General features: G+C 44.1%; 19 protein-coding genes. 9 read left to right on the forward strand and 10 right to left on the reverse strand.

Translation table 11 applies throughout. The features are described from left to right. Window positions 1-142 precede the first annotated feature (142 nt). Entirely contained in the window at window positions 143-1,495 is a 1,353-nt protein-coding gene (locus tag M3191_RS13485) for an amino acid permease (RefSeq protein ID WP_251700904.1), read from the forward strand. On the opposite strand, the gene M3191_RS13490 is transcribed toward M3191_RS13485, so the two are convergent. The 5 genes from M3191_RS13490 to M3191_RS13510 form a co-directional block, all read right to left on the reverse strand. Further along, window positions 1,480-2,106 (reverse strand): LysE family transporter, encoded by a 627-nt coding sequence (locus tag M3191_RS13490; protein WP_251696189.1) that lies wholly within the window; start codon window positions 2,104-2,106, stop codon window positions 1,480-1,482. The genes M3191_RS13485 and M3191_RS13490 overlap by 16 nt on opposite strands. 166 nt (window positions 2,107-2,272) lie before the next feature. Then, window positions 2,273-3,739 carry a hypothetical protein gene (locus M3191_RS13495; protein WP_251700905.1) on the reverse strand — a complete coding sequence of 489 codons (1,467 nt, stop codon included), beginning with the start codon at window positions 3,737-3,739 and terminating at the stop codon, window positions 2,273-2,275. Continuing rightward, window positions 3,732-4,247, reverse strand: coding sequence for a sigma-70 family RNA polymerase sigma factor (locus M3191_RS13500; protein ID WP_251700906.1), 516 nt, complete (start codon window positions 4,245-4,247; stop codon window positions 3,732-3,734). Before M3191_RS13500 ends, M3191_RS13495 begins: the two co-directional genes overlap by 8 nt. A 222-nt stretch (window positions 4,248-4,469) precedes the next feature. Further along, entirely contained in the window at window positions 4,470-5,021 is a 552-nt protein-coding gene (locus M3191_RS13505; protein ID WP_251700907.1) for a hypothetical protein, read from the reverse strand. 46 nt (window positions 5,022-5,067) lie between these two features. Further along, window positions 5,068-5,217 (reverse strand): hypothetical protein, encoded by a 150-nt coding sequence (locus tag M3191_RS13510; protein ID WP_251700908.1) that lies wholly within the window; start codon window positions 5,215-5,217, stop codon window positions 5,068-5,070. A gap of 161 nt (window positions 5,218-5,378) precedes the next feature. Here M3191_RS13510 and M3191_RS13515 point away from each other — a divergent pair, with 161 nt between their 5' ends. From M3191_RS13515 to M3191_RS13535, 5 genes are all read left to right on the forward strand, one after another. Continuing rightward, window positions 5,379-6,641: a polysaccharide deacetylase family protein gene (locus tag M3191_RS13515; RefSeq protein WP_251700909.1), complete on the forward strand. Its 1,263-nt coding sequence runs from the start codon at window positions 5,379-5,381 to the stop codon at window positions 6,639-6,641. Window positions 6,642-6,661: 20 nt separating this feature from the next. After that, window positions 6,662-7,159 carry a sigma-70 family RNA polymerase sigma factor gene (locus M3191_RS13520; protein ID WP_251700910.1) on the forward strand — a complete coding sequence of 166 codons (498 nt, stop codon included), beginning with the start codon at window positions 6,662-6,664 and terminating at the stop codon, window positions 7,157-7,159. Continuing rightward, window positions 7,156-8,229, forward strand: coding sequence for a S26 family signal peptidase (locus M3191_RS13525; protein ID WP_251700911.1), 1,074 nt, complete (start codon window positions 7,156-7,158; stop codon window positions 8,227-8,229). Before M3191_RS13520 ends, M3191_RS13525 begins: the two co-directional genes overlap by 4 nt. A 524-nt stretch (window positions 8,230-8,753) precedes the next feature. Continuing rightward, the gene (locus M3191_RS13530) at window positions 8,754-10,226 is read left to right on the forward strand and encodes a BCCT family transporter (protein ID WP_251700912.1); all 1,473 of its coding nucleotides are present in this window, start codon (window positions 8,754-8,756) and stop codon (window positions 10,224-10,226) included. Window positions 10,227-10,300: 74 nt separating this feature from the next. Further along, on the forward strand, window positions 10,301-10,960 hold the full coding sequence (locus tag M3191_RS13535) for a hypothetical protein (protein ID WP_251700913.1): 660 nt from the start codon (window positions 10,301-10,303) through the stop codon (window positions 10,958-10,960). A gap of 120 nt (window positions 10,961-11,080) precedes the next feature. Here the strand turns inward: M3191_RS13535 and M3191_RS13540 are convergent, their stop codons facing one another. Together M3191_RS13540 and M3191_RS13545 are read right to left on the reverse strand one after the other, a co-directional pair. Beyond that, window positions 11,081-11,824 carry a YheC/YheD family protein gene (locus tag M3191_RS13540; protein WP_251700914.1) on the reverse strand — a complete coding sequence of 248 codons (744 nt, stop codon included), beginning with the start codon at window positions 11,822-11,824 and terminating at the stop codon, window positions 11,081-11,083. Between the two features lie 406 nt (window positions 11,825-12,230). Further along, window positions 12,231-13,373, reverse strand: a complete 1,143-nt coding sequence (locus M3191_RS13545; RefSeq protein WP_251700915.1) for a glycosyl hydrolase family 18 protein — start codon at window positions 13,371-13,373, stop codon at window positions 12,231-12,233. Window positions 13,374-13,722: 349 nt separating this feature from the next. Here M3191_RS13545 and uvsE point away from each other — a divergent pair, with 349 nt between their 5' ends. Further along, entirely contained in the window at window positions 13,723-14,688 is a 966-nt protein-coding gene (gene uvsE / locus M3191_RS13550; protein ID WP_251700916.1) for a UV DNA damage repair endonuclease UvsE, read from the forward strand. Window positions 14,689-14,783: 95 nt separating this feature from the next. On the opposite strand, the gene menC is transcribed toward uvsE, so the two are convergent. From menC to M3191_RS13565, 3 genes are read right to left on the reverse strand one after another with little or no spacing between them, the layout of a single operon-like run. After that, on the reverse strand, window positions 14,784-15,929 hold the full coding sequence (menC, locus tag M3191_RS13555) for an o-succinylbenzoate synthase (protein ID WP_251700920.1): 1,146 nt from the start codon (window positions 15,927-15,929) through the stop codon (window positions 14,784-14,786). Window positions 15,930-15,932: 3 nt separating this feature from the next. Continuing rightward, window positions 15,933-17,063, reverse strand: a complete 1,131-nt coding sequence (locus M3191_RS13560; RefSeq protein ID WP_251700917.1) for a M20 peptidase aminoacylase family protein — start codon at window positions 17,061-17,063, stop codon at window positions 15,933-15,935. An 18-nt stretch (window positions 17,064-17,081) separates the two neighbouring features. Further along, on the reverse strand, window positions 17,082-17,876 hold the full coding sequence (locus M3191_RS13565) for a MurR/RpiR family transcriptional regulator (protein ID WP_251700918.1): 795 nt from the start codon (window positions 17,874-17,876) through the stop codon (window positions 17,082-17,084). 120 nt (window positions 17,877-17,996) lie between these two features. Here M3191_RS13565 and M3191_RS13570 point away from each other — a divergent pair, with 120 nt between their 5' ends. Together M3191_RS13570 and M3191_RS13575 are read left to right on the forward strand one after the other, a co-directional pair. Beyond that, window positions 17,997-19,397 carry a YfcC family protein gene (locus M3191_RS13570; RefSeq protein WP_251700919.1) on the forward strand — a complete coding sequence of 467 codons (1,401 nt, stop codon included), beginning with the start codon at window positions 17,997-17,999 and terminating at the stop codon, window positions 19,395-19,397. 253 nt (window positions 19,398-19,650) lie between these two features. Beyond that, window positions 19,651-19,851, forward strand: a complete 201-nt coding sequence (locus tag M3191_RS13575) for a cold-shock protein (RefSeq protein WP_147058293.1) — start codon at window positions 19,651-19,653, stop codon at window positions 19,849-19,851. The last annotated feature ends 162 nt before the right edge of the window (window positions 19,852-20,013 follow it).

Genomic DNA, 20,013 nt, shown 5'->3' on the forward strand with positions numbered 1-20,013 from the left:
CGTAACTGATCAATAATAAGAAGGGAGCCAATCGTTGAATTGGCTCCCTTTATTATTGTCTTTAAAATGTTCATTCTTCATTTCACTAACACATAAATATACTTTCTGGTGGAAAGCTATCTTTTATGTGGAGGTGTATGTGATGGGGAAAAAAACATCGGGAGGCAAGGATGAAGCAGCAAGTCTTGCTTGGTGGCAATTATCCCTAATTGGAGTAGGCTGCATTATTGGTACAGGTTTTTTCTTAGCATCAAGTATTGCGATTAAAATGACAGGTCCTTCTGTCATCCTGGCCTTTATCATGGCTGCAAGTGCAACCTATATCGTATTTGAAGCACTAGCGAAAATGTCCGCAAAAGATCCACAGAAAGGGTCATTTCGAACGTATGCCAAAAAAGCATATGGACGTTGGGCTGGGTTTAGCAGTGGTTGGGTCTATTGGTGTTCGGAGATTTTAATCATCGGTAGTCAGCTTACTGCAATTTCACTGTTATCAAAGTTTTGGTTCCCTGACATTAAACTGTGGATATTCGCATCGATTTATGCCGTATGCGGCCTCCTTGTTCTTTTTATTGGGACTAAAGCGTTTGGGAAATTAGAGAGCGTATTTGCAGTGATGAAAATTGCTGCTATTTTTATGTTTATTGTAATTGCCATTTTAGCGTTGACGGGGATAATTGAGGGCGATTCCAAAGCAGGAATTCCTCAAACTGTAAAAGGATTTTTCCCTAACGGTATCGTCGGATTTTGGAGCGCTCTATTGTTTGCCTTTTATGCTCATGGTGGAATTGAAGTAATGGGCGTAATGGCCATCCATCTTAAGAAAAAGGAAGATGCTCCTAAATCGGGAAAAGTCATGTTGGGGTTACTCGGAGTAATTTACATTACATCGCTTTCTTTAGCACTTTTACTATTGCCATATGATAAGTTCAGGGAGAACAAAAGCCCGTTTGTTGAGGCCTTATCAGGTTTTAATGGTATTGAGTTTTTCCCGCATGTCTTTACGGCTGCAATTATTATTGCCGGTTTTTCGACGATGTCTGGAGCTCTTTTTTCGGTTACCACGGTACTTCAAACAATATCTGAAGATGGGGATGCACCTAAACTATTTAGTAAACAAATGAAAAAGAAGTTCAAAATGCCGTTACCTGCTATCGCTTTAACGACAACCGGGCTTGTTCTATCCATAGTCACCTCATTATTATTGCCTGATAAAGTATACGAATATATAACGACTGCTGCAGCATTAATGCTGCTTTATAATTGGATTCTCATTTTATCCATGTATCACAGATTAATCGAGCCGACTACTGCGGATAAAGTAAAAAGAGTGATCGGAATGATTCTTGTCGTTGCGGCCGTAAGTGGAGCACTTTTTCATAAAACAAGTCGACCTGGCTTTTTTGTCAGTTTACTATTTCTTACGATAATTGGAATCGTCGTCCTGTTTTTACGGAAAAGGTGGAAGAAAGAAGAGGCTCAAAATAATGCATGATAAGCCTGAATGCCGAAGTATATTCCGAATCCAATCATAAAAAGGGAAGAAATAACGGAGATCATCTTCAAAAGATTCACGGATAATAATCTGCGGGCACCACTAGATAGAGTGGCCATTATTGTATCCCATAAAAGGACACCAACTATAATGGCGATACTAAAAATCAGTAGTTGATCCCCTGCATAGGTTTCAGCAGATTGTGCAAGAACTGAACCATAGATCCCCAGCCAAAATAGAATCGTTAGTGGATTCAAAAGCGACATGAAAAAACCAGTTAACAAGGAACGTCTAAGAAGGCTTTTTTTACCTGATTTCATTTCTAGTTCAATTTTATGTAATGATACTAAATTTTCGATTCCAGTATATAAAAGAACAAAACAACCAAATGACCAAAGAATTATTTTTACCAGTGCGAACTCGATAATTTGTCCGACTCCGAAATATACCATGATCATATACAAAACATCGGCTGTTAACGCTCCAATACCAAAAATCCAGGCATGAAAAAAACCGTTTTTAATACCCGTATTTAGCTGCGCAGCGTTAACAGGTCCGATGGGCGCAGCTAAAGATACGCCTAAAATGATATAGGCAGCTATCGAATTCATGTAAAGTCCTCCCTTAAATAGCGTCTATGCATCCTATTCAAGAGGAGTGACTGGTACAACCTATAGAAGAGATATGATTGAATAAAAGAATTTTCCATAGTTCATATAAAATAAGCAAAGCCCACGAGGATGATTTCCTTCGCGGGCCATATCTATAGATATATGCTCAATCTGCCGAACCATCAAATTTCTTTACCCATTCCTGATCATTCCAAGTATCCGGGTTGTCGATTGTTTCATTCTCTCCACGCACGATAAAGTCATACGTATCTTTTCCACCCGTATACCAATCAACGATGACTAACTTGCCGTTGACATTTCGGACGAGAAATTCGGTTGCTTCACCATAACTGCCTACATCCTTATTGACCATTACAGGTACGTGCAAATAGAGAAAACCTCCATTTGCATCTTCAGTATTTTTCGCTTCCCAATCCCCAATTTCAACATCTTTCACCGGATCATTAAAGCCTCCATATCGATCATATTCGGATTGAACCTTCTTATTTATATACTGCTTAAGGTTTTCGTTTTCAATGAATGAATCCAAGTCAATAGCAGAGCCATTCCAGACAGCTTTATAATAGTCCGTCAGCGCGGTAACACACATATCATAAGCCGTTTCTATATCCTTTTCAGAAACTCCCGTTGGATTTCCAGGTGTGAATTCACGCACGGTATTGGTAGAAAGCACTTCCCACTCCGTCACCTTTTCGTAAGGTAATGAACTGCCACGTGAAGTAACAGGGTAGGCGAGAGTGTCGTAAACAATCCTGATGTCCATCCCGGGCGAAATCTCGTTTGAAGCATGAGGGATGACAAACCGGGCGGCGGCTCCATTTATGATCAACTTGTCCTTTTTCGATGGAGCGTCCTCTACGAATCCTTGCGTGATAAGGACTTGCTCACCATCGATAGCGGCGACTGTCCCTTCAAGCTCTTTGTAATTGACGGACAGATCGAAAGGGGGAATCGACTTTTGTTCCATGAAATCAGCGATGGCATGCTCGTGTTTATTCTGGAATGAACCGAGCACTTCACCTTTTGTTATAGGTTTTTCCTGTGGATGGCGAACGAGCCATTCTTCGGCTTTGTCATATCGGTAAGTCCATTTTAAAATGACATTGAAATAGTCGTCATAGGAGATTCCGAAATTCCTTTCCTGTGTTTGGAGAATTGTCTTCTTTTTCTCTTCATCTTCTTTGTCCAGATCTGCATAAAAAGTATCCCGTTGTTCCGCCAAAGCTTCTTCAATCGCTTCCGTGTCTTCCTCATAGCCAAGTGATTCCGCGTATTCTAATACAGCGTCTATTTGCAGAACTTTGCTCAAAACCGCCTGCTTTGTTTCAGCCGTGGCACCGTCTTCGTTACCATTTGATTCTGTCCGAAGCATGAAGCCATAAATCAGTTCATTGACCTCATATTTTTCATCATCCCCAGTGGAGAAGTCGTCCTTCAATAAGTTGAATGCAAAAAACAGGACCGCTGCGGCGACAAGGGCAGTCGCCACCCCAGGGAAGGGATTTCTTTTCTTCTGCCTGCGTTTACCCGAGAGGACTCTTCGCTTCACTTCTTCCACATCTTCTGAATTAATCCCCGACACAGCATCTAAGCTTTTTTTCACTTCATTCATTGGATAGCACCTCCCAATCACCGGTTTTCAGTTTTTCCTTCAATATCTTCCGCGCCTTCACCATTCTTGCCTTCACCGTATTTTCGGATAGCTCCAATAAAGCGGCGATTTCCCTGATCTTGTATTCTTCATAGTAATAAAAAATGACAATTTCCCGATACTTCATCGGCAGTTTCAATATCGTGATGGAGAGTTCTGCCCGCTCTTCATTCAATACAAGCGGGTCCTGTTGCGTATGTATCGTTTCCACCCAATCCTGCGTGATCAGCAGATTCCGGAATGACCAGCTCCGCAGATGGTCCTTGCAGCGGTTGACGGTCAACTTGGTAAGGTAAGCACGCAGTGTCCCTCGTTCCTCATAATTCGCTGACGTATAAAAGGAAATGAACACGTCTTGGACGATATCCTTCGCCATCTCGCGGTCCCGTAAATAAAAGAAAGCCATCCTCAGTAGGTGTTCGCCATGCGCATCCATGATCGCTTCCAATTCTCCCTGGTCCATTGTCATCACCGCCTCTTCATAATAGTAACGGAGCTCGAGAGGGAATGGTTGTTGTTTTTATATTTTTAATTAATTGCCTCTGGTGGTATATGGTGAAATTAATTTTACCTGTCACTGGCTGCTCGCGTATCGTAACCCGCAAAAAAATAATCCATCCTTGAGTGTAAGCTCATAAGGGATGGATTATTTTATTTGATTCTATCGAAAAATTAAGCTATGCCAGTGCAGTTACTCCAGCCCTCCGCTAATTAAACTCCTCAATAATTGCTTGTCGCCGAGGTATGACATTTTAGCGATTTTGTCGTCGCGCATAATGGCAACGCCTGTTATTTCAATCGCCGTTTTCTCCCCGTCTTTATTCACATAATCAAGATGGACTATGAAGTTATAATTTGTTGGTGTCACTTCGTTCTGCTCGACGTTGACATCGTTCACCTTCAATTGATATCCGTATCTGTCGGCTACCGTATGGAAGATGTCGAACTCACCTGTTCGAGTGTATAGATCGAATGTGCTTTCCGTAAAGTAAGGGGCGTATGTTTCCTTTAAATACGCATTATATTGTTCGAATCCTTTCTCCGTGTCCTCTATATTATCCGAGAAGTAATTCTTGAAGATCGCTTTTTCATTAGGTGCATTCATTTGCAGTTCGACGACGGTTTTAACTGTTTCCTTAATTTTATCTTGTTCATTTGATTTCGAACAACCTGCACAGATCAGGCAAATTACACTTAGACATATAGCTATCCCTGTCTTCCAACGAGAATTCTTTTTCTTCATGTTCTCACCTCGTACATTCGCATTTTCAGTTCATTACTTATACGGATTACCCACGATAAATGATTCGTTTTTTCTGTTTTGGCTGTGTCGGATTTTTATCGGTCACTTTTAGATAGTTATCGGTCAAATCTAGGAAGTTATCGATCACTTCGAAAGAGTTATCGATCATTTCCAGTGAGTTATCGGTCAATTTCACAGTTTTATCGTCATTTCGTGACCTTTGACCTAAGTGATTTCATCCTCGCACTTGGTTTCGGCTAGCTGAACTCGTGGAAGTAAAACTTTTTCAAAAACCTTTGAAACTTTTCCTTCAAATCTCCGTCTGTACGGTGCTTGATTGATAGTGGGGGTAAGAGGATGAGGAAGAATTCAAGTAAGTTGTTACTTATGTGCTTGATTGTATTTATAATAGGGGTCGGTGCGATATGGGTATTGATTGAAACGCAAGGTAGGGTGTTTGCGCAAGGGACAGATCGGTTAATTGTAAAAAAGGAATTTGAGCGGGTGCTGACATTGGAAGAGCGGCAACCGATTTATATGAAGGGGAACGCCTTTACGCAGATAGGAGTATTGGAGGCGGGGCAGCCTGTTGCGATTACAGGAGAAGATGAGGTGTATTACGAGCTGCGGCTCGGGAATATGAGTGCCTATGTCCGGAAGGGGCAGGGAACGGTTGAGCGGAAGAAGTTGTTGACGATTGTACATACAGAGCGGCTGGCTGCTGTTCATTCATTGCAGAAAACTTCGGTGTACGAGGACGCTGATTTGCAGAGTGCTGTTATACTGGAGCTCGAGGAAGGCTATCGTTATCCGGTTGTGCGGGAGGAAGAGGATTGGTATATCCTTACGATAGGTGAGCGGCCGGGCTATATTCATAAGCAGTCTGTTGCGTTGGATGCGGGGCTGCCGGTGCTTGTCTATCATCAAGTGTTGCCGCTCGAGTCGATGACGACGATGAATAGTACGATATCCTTGGAATCGTTTGAGGAGCAGATGGAGTACTTGGCGAATCATCGGTTCGAGACGCTGACAGCGCATCAGCTGTATGATTATTTGGAAGGGCGCCTTGTTGTACCGGACAAGGCGGTGCTCATTACGTTTGACGATGGTTTATTGTCGACGAAGGAATTTGCGTATCCCGTTTTGAAGCAATACGGGTTTACTGCGCTTCAGCATATTATTTCTTCGCGGACGGATCGGGCACAGGGAGCGCAATTGTTTGACGCAGACGGCCCGCTGCAGTTTTTCACTGCGGAGGATCTTAACCAGCTGGCGGATGTGTTCGAGTTTGAAGCACATACATATGAATTGCATTCATTGAATGAGTTTACGGGTGCAGGGATTGTGTTTGATCAATCAAAAGAAGAGATTCTACTGGATTTGCAGCGAAATATCGGGCAAGTGCCAGCAGCCGTTTCAATAGCTTATCCATTTGGACACTATGATGAGGATTTCATAGCAGCTGCGAAAGAGGCAGGGTTGTTGATCGGCTTTACGACGACTGAAGGGTATGCCAATCGAAAGAATTCCAATTATGAAGTATGCCGATACGGAGTGACAGAGAAGAAGTCGTTTGACCAATTTGTTGCGTATGTGGAGGGGGATATGACGTGGCCGTAGAGGAGGGTGAGGGTTTGTAGATGAGTAGTATTGATCAAGTAATCGATGAGCATTCGCGTTATTTAGTACGCATCGCTTATTTATACGTAAAGAATTGGTCGACTGCCGAAGATATTGTACAGGATGTATTCGTTACGTATTTTCAAAAGAGCGACCAGTTCCGCAATGAGGCGTCGTTGAAGACCTATTTGACGAAGATGACAGCCAATCGGGCAAAGGATTATTTGCGCTCGTGGAAGCATAAAAAAGATGTGCTGTTCGATACGATCTTCGTTTCAGATAAAGGTGCAGATGAAGTGGTGATGGAGCAGGAGCGGCTTGCCTCACTTGAGAAAAATCTTTTCCAGCTTCCGTTGAAATACCGTGAACCGCTACTCTTGTTTTATTATGACGAGCAATCAATAGCGGAAATAGCAGACTATCTGGAGCTGAATGAAAACACTGTGAAAACGCGGCTGCGAAGGGCGAGGCAGCAGCTGAAGGAGTTCTTTGATGAAGAGGAGGTGGAGAGCAATTGAGCGATTTCAAACGTAAGCTCGATGAAATGATGGGCGATACATCGAAGCAGGAGAGGCGGATCAAGCAGCGTGTGCATGAACGGTTGCAGACGCCGGCGAGAAAGTTTTCTTGGCAAGTGATGTTTGTCTCGGCTGCGCTTCCTGTCGTGGCATTGGTTCTGTTTCTTGCGGTTGACCCTATGAATTATCTATCTGCTGATCAAGGGCCAGGCACCCCATATGATCCGCTCGATGATTTGGCGCAAATCTCTGCATTGCAGAAGAAGAAGCAACTATCGGCTGTGGACTATGAGGAATTTTCGGCATTGCCTCATTTTGATGAGGTCGGCGGTTTGAATTATGTGGATAAAGAGACGTTTTCATTGCAAGGAAGTTCGGAATCAATGCACACCGTCATTGAGCGCAAGCAGAATTTATTCGATGAAGTTGTGTACGAGGCAGGCGACATTGTACGCACAATGACCAACACGTCAAGCCATTTACCGACGTATATGGATGCGTATTACGAGGTGATTGCGGTTCCAGGGGATCGGGTTGTGCTGCAAAACGGGAAGCTGAGGATAAACGGCAAACCGGTGCAATCGGAGCTTATGGATCTATATGAAAAACAGGGAGTCACGATTGTAGGCGGGTACGATCAGCTGTTGAATGCGCGGGAATATTTATTATTGAACCATTTCCCGGCAAGTGAAACGGTGCAAGGTGCGACGATTACGCCTGTGCATAAAATCTATGGACAAGTTGTAGGCGTAGCATCGGAAGAGCGTACGGACTCGATTTATATTGATTATTTAACCGGTCAGCTTACTGGCGACTATACGCCGGAGCAATATTTCGATTTGTATTTGTACGATGATCTGTTAGGGTTCGGCAACTTGCCGGAAACGCCTCTGTTTGCACAGCTTAACCGGCTGGGCGAACTGTTTTTAGAGGCTTCGTATCGAAAAACGGCACCGATTTCTGAGAATGAAGTAGAAATCCGCTACCAATATGGCCGTGAAGGGGTAGCCGAGCAAGTATTTACAATGAAGCGGGATTCAGGCTCAGCTCATTGGGTGATCGCAGAATAATGCAGGAAGGGGTATGGGAACCCCGGAATGATCTTGGAAACCAGGTCGGCAAACGTCCAGAAAAAGTAACCGTCAACCAACCGTTTACTATATAGGGCATGCCGGCTTGGTTTTTTCGTTGCCATTTTTTCCGGTGCCTTTTCCGGTGCCTGTGTAAGACACAATTCAGATTATGCACTACAATTGCATAAATGATAGAAAGAAGCTAGTAATACCGTAAATTTATCGTATTTTTATACTTTTGTTGAATTGTCATAAATGTGCCTTGCACAGGCACCCACACAATTCTCGCACAATTTGCACCGATGCAGATGTTTGAGGTTTTTATTAATGGGTATAATTGAATGCTGAATCTTTATGGCCGTCTATGACGATTTTCTAAATCGGATAGGCGGCTCGTTTTATAGTGGTTTATGTATAGCTGGGAAGTTCTGTTCTCATGCTAAGGAGGGGGAGTTCTCATTGATGTGATGGAATTTCTGTGAAATATAGAGAAGCGGAATCGTAGAGAGAGGGGAATTTTCTTGCATATTACTAGGGTATTTTGGTATTCGGTCGTTATTTGTATAGCGATTGTGCTTTGGGGTTCGATTGCCCCGACCAGTTTGAACGATTTGACTGTAGCTGCGACTGCATTCATTTATGATCACTTTGCATGGTTTTACATATTCGTCATCGTTGCGATGATCAGTTTTTGCTTTTATATTATGTTTTCGCGTTTTGGCAAGGTGAAGTTAGGCAAACAGAATGAGAAGCCTGAATTTAGTTTGCTGGCATGGTTTGCCATGTTGTTCAGCGCAGGTATGGGCATCGGATTGATGTTCTTTACAACGGCGGAAACCATTTCTCATGCGTTCATCAGCTCGCCGAATGCGACGCCGGGGTCTGATCAGGCGATACTCGAATCACTTCAATATGCGATGTTTCACTGGGGTCTTCATGGCTGGGGTCTGTACAGCATTGTAGCTCTTGTACTCGCTTACTTTAAATTCCGGGTTGGCGCACCAGGGTTGATCAGTGCTACGCTTGAGCCGTTGTTTGGCAAGAAGATCATGCGGGGTACAGTTGGACATATCGTAGATACGCTTGCGATTTTTGCGACTGTTGTCGGTGTTGCATCCACACTCGGTTTCGGTTCAGCGCAAATTAATAGTGGTTTGACGTATCTGTTCGACGCCCCTAAAACGTTTTGGTTTCAATTAATCATTTTAGTAATCGCGACGGTATTATTTATTGCATCTGCATGGTCGGGTATCGGACGTGGCATCAAATACTTAAGTACGATTAATATTGTCGTTGCATTTTTCCTGTTACTCCTTGTATTTATTGTCGGTCCGTCCATGTACATTTTAAATCTATTTACTACTTCAATCGGTAAATATGCAGGGAACTTCATTGAAATGAGTTTTGAACTTAAACCGTTGAATGGCGATCAGCGTCAGTGGATTAATGAATGGACAATCTTTTATTGGGCATGGTGGATTTCCTGGGCACCGTTTGTAGGCATGTTCATTGCACGTGTTTCAAAAGGCCGGACAATAAGAGAGTTTGTCGCAGGCGTATTACTAGCTCCTACACTTGTAACATTCATCTTCTTTGCCGTTTTTGGCGGTTCGGCATTATATCTAGAGCAAAACGGGATTGCCAAGCTGTCTACATTAATGACAGAAACGGTGACATTCGGCATGTATGAGCATTATCCACTAGGAACGGTCCTGTCCTTAATTACCGTGTTCGTCATTGCCATCTTTTTCGTGACATCTGCTGATTCTGCAACATTTGTACTCGGCATGTTCAGTACGGGTGGACAATTGAATCCTTCGAATGTTGTCAAGATCGTTTGGGGGCTCGCATTATCAGCAATGGCGGCCATTGTCATGTATTCCGGAGGCATTAAAGGCTTTCAAAATATGCTCATCATATCGGCATTGCCTCTCTCCCTTATTATCATTTTAATGGTTGTATCCTTTTATAAAGTCATTCAACAAAAAGAGTGATCGGCGGATTATTCATTAAGTCAATGGAATGAAGCGTGACAACAAACTAGAAAAAAATATAAGGTGGGGTCGTAGTGAATTTATTAAACGTTAGAAGAGGACAATTTGTTTATTATCAAAATAAACTGCATAAGGTGTACTCTGTAAACCCATTCTTCAGGAAGTCTGTGCATCTCATTCGACTTGAAGATATGGAGCAGCAGCTTGTAACGGCAAGAGAGATAACATTGTATAGACCGAAACATTTGGATAGTTTCAGGTTCAATTATCAACGATACACGCTTCATAAAGAAGTGAAAGCAAAAGTCGGTGATTATATTTTGATTATCAATCCTAAACCTGACTCGATTGACCATCACCATCTTCACGCGATTGAAACTGTCTCTTCAATAGAAGCAAACGGCGTGATCAGCAACAGATCCAATGGCATCAGACATAGCGAGTATTGGGTAATGGTGCCGGGGCTGGAAGAGGGTGCAACAATCATTGACCGGGCACAGCCTGATGGGAATGAACCAAATGCGCACGCAAAGGTGGAGGAACATCATCCAATTCCAATTCATATGCCTAAAATCGGCGATGTGTACCAAAAAAACAATAGTGATCCCGTCATACTGGCAATGGTTGTCGCCATAAAAGGAGAGACTGTCTACTTAGGCGGGGATATTGAAGTCCATATAGATAAATTGACGAAAAGTGGTGTGTGGAGTTTACAGACACAGGTGTCTTTATAAGTTATTTCGTGTAACAGCGACAAAAGAATAAGAAGAGGAGGGGAGTCAATCATAGCGGCTTTGATTGGCTCCTTTTTTGTTATGTTGATGTTGTCGTTCGTCTTCATGACAATCATACACTTAGGATTCACCTTGCATTTTCCGTATTTCAACAATCCGTTTCCAAGTTGCTATGTTGAGCTGTGCGAATCCACTAATCCCCGGTGTCGTATTCACCTCAATTAAGATAGGGGTTCCCTCTTGATTGATTCCGAAATCGATTCCGTATTCTCTGCAAGGAAAGGCGGAATCGATTGTTTTTGCTGCTTGGATAGCGATCGCTTGTATTTTTTTTACTGTTTTCATTTGAATATCTAGTTCCGAAATGGTGATTAATTCAGCACCTCTCATGCGATTCACAATCCCGTTTTGTGTAACTGGACCGGTTGCGATATTTCCTAACATCCCGCCAATCACCCATTCATTGTTCAGTTTTTGTACATGGACCCGAATCGCAAAAGGCTGTCCATTTTGGGTGTAGCTTTTGATATCTTCTTGAATAATATAGGGACCGCTTTCTCTGCCTAACTTTATGAAAGGATGAAGTAGATGCTGGATTTCACCGACTCTCGTAACTAATTGTTGTATGGGTGTCCCTTGAATTGTAAATCCATTTACGTGAAATTTTCCGCTGCCTTTTTGAATCTTGAATATGGCTCTGCCCTGGCCCGCAGTGTCATGTTTGACGTAGACAGATTCGTAGCGGTTCAATAAATCATCCAAATTGTTCTCGCTGTATAAGACGGTTTCAGGAATATGTTTAGCGACTACTGGATCTTGCTGTAATAATAAATTTTGTTCCCATTTCCCCAATGTTCTTTTCATGGTTTCTCATCTCCTTCTTCTAAGTCGCCGCCATTGTGACGAATCTTCTTTTCTATTCTATGCATACAGAATAATGGCATCTGGATTTTTTGGAAGGGTTTTATGGGGGATTTCGATTGGGCAAAAGGGGTCCGTGTCACTGTTGGTAAAACGGGAGTTGGAGTTAGTGTCGCCGCTTCATCGCCCGTTTTGAGTAATAAAACAGCAGTGCCAGCCTTTATTTATGGCTTGCACTGCTGTTTTTTTGCACATCTCTTCTTCAATTTAATCCGATAGGAAAGACAAGCGGATAATTGTGCAGTCTCCACATAAGTCCAATTGTTGAAGTCCATGGCGCCTCCAGTGAAAATGCGGGTAATCATCCATCCGGCCATATCAGACAGAGGACTGATTTCATCGAGTCGGTTTACGCTCTTTTTCGTATCGTGAAATTGTCTTCGAGCAAGAGCCAATTTTGCGGGAAGGGATATCCGAGTACCCAGTAACTGATGCCACGAAGTTTATACTCTTTTACCATGTTGAATTTGGCCTGTGCACTTCGGGCATCTTCAAACCACACTTCATGGGTGCGTCCTTCCGCATCGGCGTAACGGAAAAACGGAGATTGAGCTACCGGATCATATTGAATGGCTACTTGATGTTGAATGGCTCGGCGGACAGCTTCTTGCTGACTGAATGTTTCAGCCTCCGATCCCCGGACGAACGGAAGCGTCCAGTCGCGTGCGTAAATTTGAAAGCCGAAAAAGATCTTATCTCTCGGGATGACTGTGACAGCATAGTCAAGAACCCTTTTTATCTGATTGAGAGGTGAAATCGCTTGTGCAGGCCCCTTTCGATAACCCCATTCGTATGTCATCAACACAACAAAATCGACAATCCTACCATGCGCTTCATAATCATGTGCTTCAACGAGCAATCCTTTTTGTTCACTACTCGTTTTCGGTGCAAGAGCTGATGAAACAAAGTATCCCTCTGGATGCAACCGATCGACCGCGAGTTGCAAAAATTGATTGTAATTCTCCCGGTCAGCGGGAAATACATTTTCAAAATCAATGTTTAATCCTTGATACCCTTTCTCTTTCATGACAGCCAGCACATTCGTAATGACCTTTTCCTGAAGTTCTCGACTTGAAAGAACGGTATGGGCAAGGCTGGATCCGGTAGCTGTAGCACTGAAATTTGTTATCGCGATCACGGGCACAATTCGTTCGGCTGCTGCGGATTTAAGCATTTCCGTATCATCGAGGGTCGTTAAGCTACCATCTTCTTTCACACTATAAACAAATGGCATCCAATACGTTAAGTATCGACCTACTTCTTGAATTTCCCTCGCACCTGTTTCGCCGGTATTGAGTGTATAGGCATTCACATCAATGACCGGCTTCGGCACGGTTGATCGGGAAACGGTCGGAATGACAAGAGCCTGACCTATTACTAACGCATTCGGGTTTTCTAATTGGTTCGCTATGACGATTTGATTAATTGTAACACCGTACTGATGGGAAATTTCCCACAAGGAATCACCCTGTCTGACGACATGAATCTGCAATTTACTTCTCTCCTTATAACTCATCTCCTTTAAGGTATTCCAATGGAGCTTGGGGTGTCATCACTTTCGGAGAATTGTGTGGGTGCCTGTGTAAGACACAATTCAGTAAATACACTACAATTGTATAAATGAAATAGTTGAAGCTTGTCTAATCAGTGTTCAAATGGATTTCACTGTATTTTTATTATTATTCATGAATTGTCATAAATGTGCCATGCACAGGCACCGACACAGGCACCCACACAATTCCCACACAATTTACATGGGTTTGCGGAAGCGCTGTATAGTTGTCCTTGGCAGGGAGGAGACTATTCATGTCTTTTCAATTATGAGTGAGTTGAGGTGCGATATGACAATTGTACGAATGGGATTTGTAGCGATGAGCATGGAACTTAAAAATGCGTCCCCGTCTAAAACGATGACGTTTACGCAGTTCCAAAAACAAGAGGACCGTGAAGCGGCAATCCGCAAATTGGAACGGATTGCACTGGAGAATTTGGAGAATACACATCGAATCCTTAAACATAACCACTTTAATGAAGTCCATTTTTATCGTTTCAGCTCCAAGCTGATTCCGTTGGCGGACCATGCAGAGCTTGCCGGATGGGATTATATGCAGCCGCTGAAAGGGAAGCTCGCTGAAATTGGGGGCTTTGTAAAAGAGCATGGGATGAGAGTCGATTTTCATCCGGATCACTTTGTCGTTTTGAATTCCCCGAATCGGGACGTACTGATCAATTCGGTAAAGAACTTAAAGATGCATTACTTGCTGTTAAAAGGAATGAAGATAGATCCCACTCATCGCTGTGTCCTCCATGTCGGCGGCAATTACAAGGACACTGAGAAATCTTTAGAGCGTTTTGTGGAGCAGTGGGGCGATGTTCCGCTGCTCATTCAACGGATGATTATGCTGGAAAATGATGATACATCCTTCACCCTCGAGGATACGCTCTATCTCAGCGAGAAACTGGGTGTTCCGCTTGTGTTTGATTATCACCATCATCTGGCCTTTCATCGCGATAAAACATGGGAAGATAAATGGGACCGCGTAGTCGATACATGGAAGGCGTCCCCTCTGCCAATCAAAATGCATATTTCCAGTCCGAAAAGCGAGGACAAATTCCGTCACCATTCGGATTACGTGGATGTGCACATGTTTTTCAGGTTTCTACATGAAATCAGGGGTTCCGTCCGGCAAATTGATTGTATGATCGAGGCAAAACAGAAGGACGAAGCTCTTTTTACGTTAATCAAACAGATCAAAGACAGGGCAAACGTTGAAATGATAGACGGCTCGTCTTTTTATTTGAAGTAAAAATGTTTTTGGCAAAGGTTCATCTGCTGCCAAATGCATTTTAAATGTAAAACTACCTGCACGGGGGTCATCCCTCATGCAGGTAGTTGTTTTTGTTAGGAAGGGATCGGGTGGGAAGATTCAGCGGACGTAATCGTTTCCCTGCTTGTCAGCACCTTCTTCAGTTTCTCCTGATCTACTTCATAGCCTATTCCATCACCTGTCGGGACAAAAATGATTCCGTGGTCCATTGTTATTTCTGGAGTGACAATGTCTTCTTCCCAGTAGTGGGAGGAGGGCGCCGTGTCTCCCGGTATCGTGAAGTTCTGGAGAGTCGTTAGTTGGATGTTATGCGCACGTCCTACGCCTGTTTCGAGCATGCCGCCGCACCAGACGGGAATATCGTTTGCTTTGCACAGGTCGTGGATCCGTTTCGACTCCGTCAGTCCGCCGACCCGTCCGATCTTAATATTGATGATTTTACAGCTGCCGAGCTCAATCGCCTTTCGTGTGTCTTCCAATGAATGAATGCTTTCGTCCAGACAGATCGGCGTACTGATTTGTTTCTGCAAAGTGGCATGATCAATGATGTCGTCATGGGCGAGCGGCTGCTCAATCATGATCAGGTTGTATTGATCTAATTTTTTCAATCGATCGGTATCAGCCAGTGTATAGGCGGAATTGGCGTCTGCCATAAGTGGAATATCGGGAAACGCTTCGCGGACTGCTGCAATATAATCAAGATCAGCGCCGGGCTTGATTTTCACTTTGATTTTGCGGAAGCCCTCATCTACATACTGGCGGACCTTCTCGACCAGCGCGTCCGGGTCTTTCTGGATTCCGATGCTTTTCCCGACCTCTATTTCATTCTTTGTTCCACCAAGAAGTTCAGCGATGGACTTCCCGTTTTTCTTTGCAAAAACATCCCATATAGCTGTTTCAATAGCGGATTTTGCAATGTTATTACGACGGACGAATTGCAGCATGTCATGTACGTCTTCAGCATGCTTGATTTCCTTGTGAATCAAGCGGGGGATGAGAAATTCCTTCAGCATATACACAGTCGTCGCTGTTGTTTCCTCGTTGTAATAGGGCTCGTTGCTCGTTACGGTTTCTCCCCAACCTGACATCCCGGATTCGTCGATCACTTCCACTAAGCAGACATCCTTATGTTGCATCGTACCAAAGCTTGTCGTGAACGGTGCAGTGAGAGAGACGTTGATATGATGGAGAACAACTTCTTTTATCGTTATGGATTTCATCATTCATTTTTCCCCTTTCGAATGTAATTCCAGAATCTTCAAGAGTACGTCGATGCCGTTGAACATGGCGTCCCGTTCAAATGTCATGTTCGGATGGTGTAATCCGGGCTTTAAATCGCATCCAAGTCCGACCATCGTTGCTTTCAAGTGCGGTTTCTTGATCGTATAAAAATGAAAATCATCACCGCCCGGCGTACTGATCGGATCTGTCGTGTTTTCTTCACCTAATACGGCCGCTATCGCGCTTCTTGCCATCGCTTCCGCTTCCGGATGAACTACAGCCGCGGCGATGCCATACTCCTCAGTAATAGTGATCGTTGCATTGAATAGTGAACGGGCCGAGTCGAGAACATCGTGCACCCTCTTCACGAGAATATCCATCGCTTCGTTCTGCTGCGCACGCAAATCGACTGCAAGTGTGGCGCTTCCCGGTATGATGTTCGTGCTCCTGCCGCCTGCTTGAAAGCGGGTCACTTTGGCGGAGTGGGGAATATTCGGGTCGAGATGGATCGTATGAATGGCATTCACGATATAGGTACCGATCTCAACTGCGTTGCGGGTAAGATGTGGACGGGCTCCGTGCGCATCATCTCCGCGGATTTCGAATGCAATGGTCCCTGTCGCACCATGAACAATTGCAGGAGCGGCTTTGCCATTTTCAGTCTCCTGGAACGGCCGCAGATGGATGCCGTAATAGAAATCGACATTGTCGACGACTCCTTTCTCCACAAGTTTCAGTGCCCCTGCGCCAACTTCTTCAGCCGGCTGGAAGATGAACCGGATGCCGATTTGATTCAAAATGTCCTTTCTGTCTTTCACACGTTGCAACACTCCAAGCACCATTGTCATATGGGCGTCGTGGCCGCATGAATGATTTGCTTTCATTTCTCCATCGACTTCCTGCCACAATGCGTCCATATCCGCTCGGAGTGCAATGATCGGCACGTCCCCTGAGAAGTTTCCGATATCGCCGACGACACCCGTGCAGTCGTCAAACACAGTCACAGTGCAGCCTGCTTCTTCCAACTTCTCTCTAATAAAAGCGGTCGTATTCACTTCTTCCCAGCTCAGCTCCGGATTTGCATGCAAATGATTGAATGTCTCCATTACCAGTTCCTTTGTTGCATTGCTCATACTAAATCCCCCTTTAGTTCATTGGATGTAATAATTATTCGTCGGATTAATGAGATCCAACTTATCGATTCGGTGCGCAATATGAAGCAGAAGGCTATTCAACACCGAAAATGTGACCGGCCCTTTTTCCAACACGGATCGCTGGGCGAACGGTATGACGAGCGCATGGTCGGCATATTCCACAACCGGCGAAGAGCGGGAATCGGTGATGACGATGACTTGATTGCCTTTATCCCGAGCTTCCTCCGCTAACCGAATTGTGCCGAGTGCATACCGGTAGTACGAAAAAATGACAACACATTGGCCGCTTCCTTGCTTCGAGATGCCGATATCCGTTTCGGGACGGTAAAGCTGCGTGTTGCCGAGGAGCTTGTTCAGAAGAACCGCAAACCAATGGGCATACGCGAAAGATTGGTAGTAGCCGACCACTTGGATATTCTCTGCCTTCTGTAAAGAGTCCACGATGTTCTCTGCTATCACCCAGTCCAAATGATCGACGATCTGGTTGATGTTATTGCTGTCGCTTTCCATGATGCGACGGAACGGATGCTTGTCTTCAGAAGACACCTTCCCGGGGGGCTTGATAGTCAAGAGGTCGCGCTTGACGTCCGCCTGTAGTGAGCCGAATCCGTCATAGCCGATCGCTTTGGAAAAGCGTACAACCATCGTTTCGCTTACATCGAGCACATGGGCAATTTTCTTTGCGGGATGCGTGGCGAACAGGATAGGGTTTGTCAGCAATACTTCAGCGACCTTCTTTAGTCCCGGAGTCAGATTTTCGTACTCGTTTTTCGTCTTGTCGTAGTATGTCATGCCTACACCAGTCTTTCTTTTGTAATAAATCATATAATTTAGTGTTGTCAAAATAAATTATATGATTTATCATGTGAATAGTCAACGGAATAAAAAGATAATTCAGGAAGGAGTGGCAGCATGAAGAAGAAAAAGAAGATAACGTTAGGCATACCGGATGCATATGTAATCTTATTCATGATACTTGTCCTTATGGCAGTCTTGACGTACATAATCCCTGCAGGTGAATTTCAGAGGGAAGAGGTTGATGGCGTTACCGTCGTCGTTCCGGGAAGCTATGAGAAGATTGAGTCATCAGCTGTCAGCCCGATGGATGTTTTTCTGGCAATCCAAGATGGAATGATCGCTTCGGCGCCGTTGATTTTCTTAGTGTTAATTATCGGGGGCTCTTTTGCAGTCATTGAGTCGACGGGAGCAATTGATGCGCTCATATTAAAAACGATCGAGAAAACGAAGAACAAGGAAATTGTCTTAATTACGATTGTCATGGTCTTGTTCTCGATATTTGGTACGCTCGGCATTATTGTAAATGCGGTAATCGCCTTTATCCCAATCGGCATTATTTTAGCGCGTTCGATGAAGCTGGACGCAATCGTCGGGGTGTCAATCATCTACCTCGGTGCTTACGCAGGCTTTAATACCGCATTTCTAGATCCATTGACGACAGGGACGGCGCAGCAAATTGCGCAATTGCCCCTCTTCTCAGGGATCGGCTACCGGGTAATTATCTATATTGCCGTCTTGATTTCGACAATTCTGTACGTCGCATGGTATGTGAAGCGGATTAAAAAGGATCCGGCGAAGAGTGTACTTGGGGACAATCCGTTTCCGAAGTTGGAAGAGCAGAATGAATTGAATGAAGAAGTGCAAATAACAGGTACACATAAGCTCGTTCTGCTATGGCTTGTACTAGGCATTGCACTGTATGTATTCGGCGTATTCAGGTACGAATGGAGTCTTAATCAAATGGCCGCCATTTTCATTATCATTGCAGTCGGAACAGCGGTTATCGGCCGGTTGACACCGAATCGCCTTGTAAAAGAATTTTTTGAAGGGGCAAAGGGACTTGTCTACGGAGCGATGATCATAGGGATGGCCCGCTCAATTGTAGTCGTTCTCGAGAATGGGAAAATCCTCGATACGATCGTTCAAGGGATGGCCAATGTAATGACTCCTTTCACTAGCGTGAGTGGCGCAATTGTCATGTTTATCGCCAACGAATTGTTCAATATCCTCGTTTCGTCAGGAAGTGGACAAGCAGTCATCGTCATGCCGATCATGACACCGCTTGCGGATTTGATGGAAATTCCGAGACAAGTGGCAGTGCAGGCGTACAAAATGGGAGACGGCTTTACAAATGTCATTACGCCTACATCCGGCATCTTGATGGCGAACTTGGCCATTGCGGGGATAGCTTGGACGAAATGGATCCGCTTCGTATTCCCGCTCTTGCTCATCTGGACAGTGCTCGGCATAATCTTCCTCTCAATCGGAGTCATTATGGATTGGGGTCCGTTTTAAGAAATCAAATGCAGGTGCCTGATGATTGTCATAAGTGCACAATGTACGGGCGCCTGCTATGCATGGTATAAGACGATTTCAATATCATTATTGAAATAAGAATCGTACTATTTGCTATTTCATCATATGTCTGTTAATCTAAGGAAGAGTTATTTTTGTTCTTTTTTGAGAATAGATTTTGTTATTCGTCTAAAGCATTTGAACAAAGATAGTAACATATTGTGTGGATATCCACACATAGGAGGCAATAACTATGGAACAAGGTACAGTTAAGTGGTTTAACGCAGAAAAAGGTTTTGGATTCATCGAGCGTGAAGGTGGAGAAGACGTATTCGTACACTTCTCAGCAATTCAAAGCGACGGTTTCAAATCTTTAGACGAAGGTCAAAGCGTAACATTTGAAATTGAACAAGGACAACGTGGCCTACAAGCTACAAACGTTCAAAAAGCTTAATGATTGCATGAAAAAGACCCTACCATGTAGGGTCTTTTTTTGGTGTGCCCAGCATGGGCGTAGTCTATAGGGTGCAAGTCCCGAACCGCGAAGGCAGAAGTAGCGGTTAGCCTAACGCAAGGGTGTCCATGGTGACGTGGAATCTGAAGGAAGCGGGCGGCA

Source organism: Sporosarcina luteola (genome assembly GCF_023715535.1).
Classification (GTDB): Bacteria; Bacillota; Bacilli; order Bacillales_A; family Planococcaceae; genus Sporosarcina; species Sporosarcina luteola_B.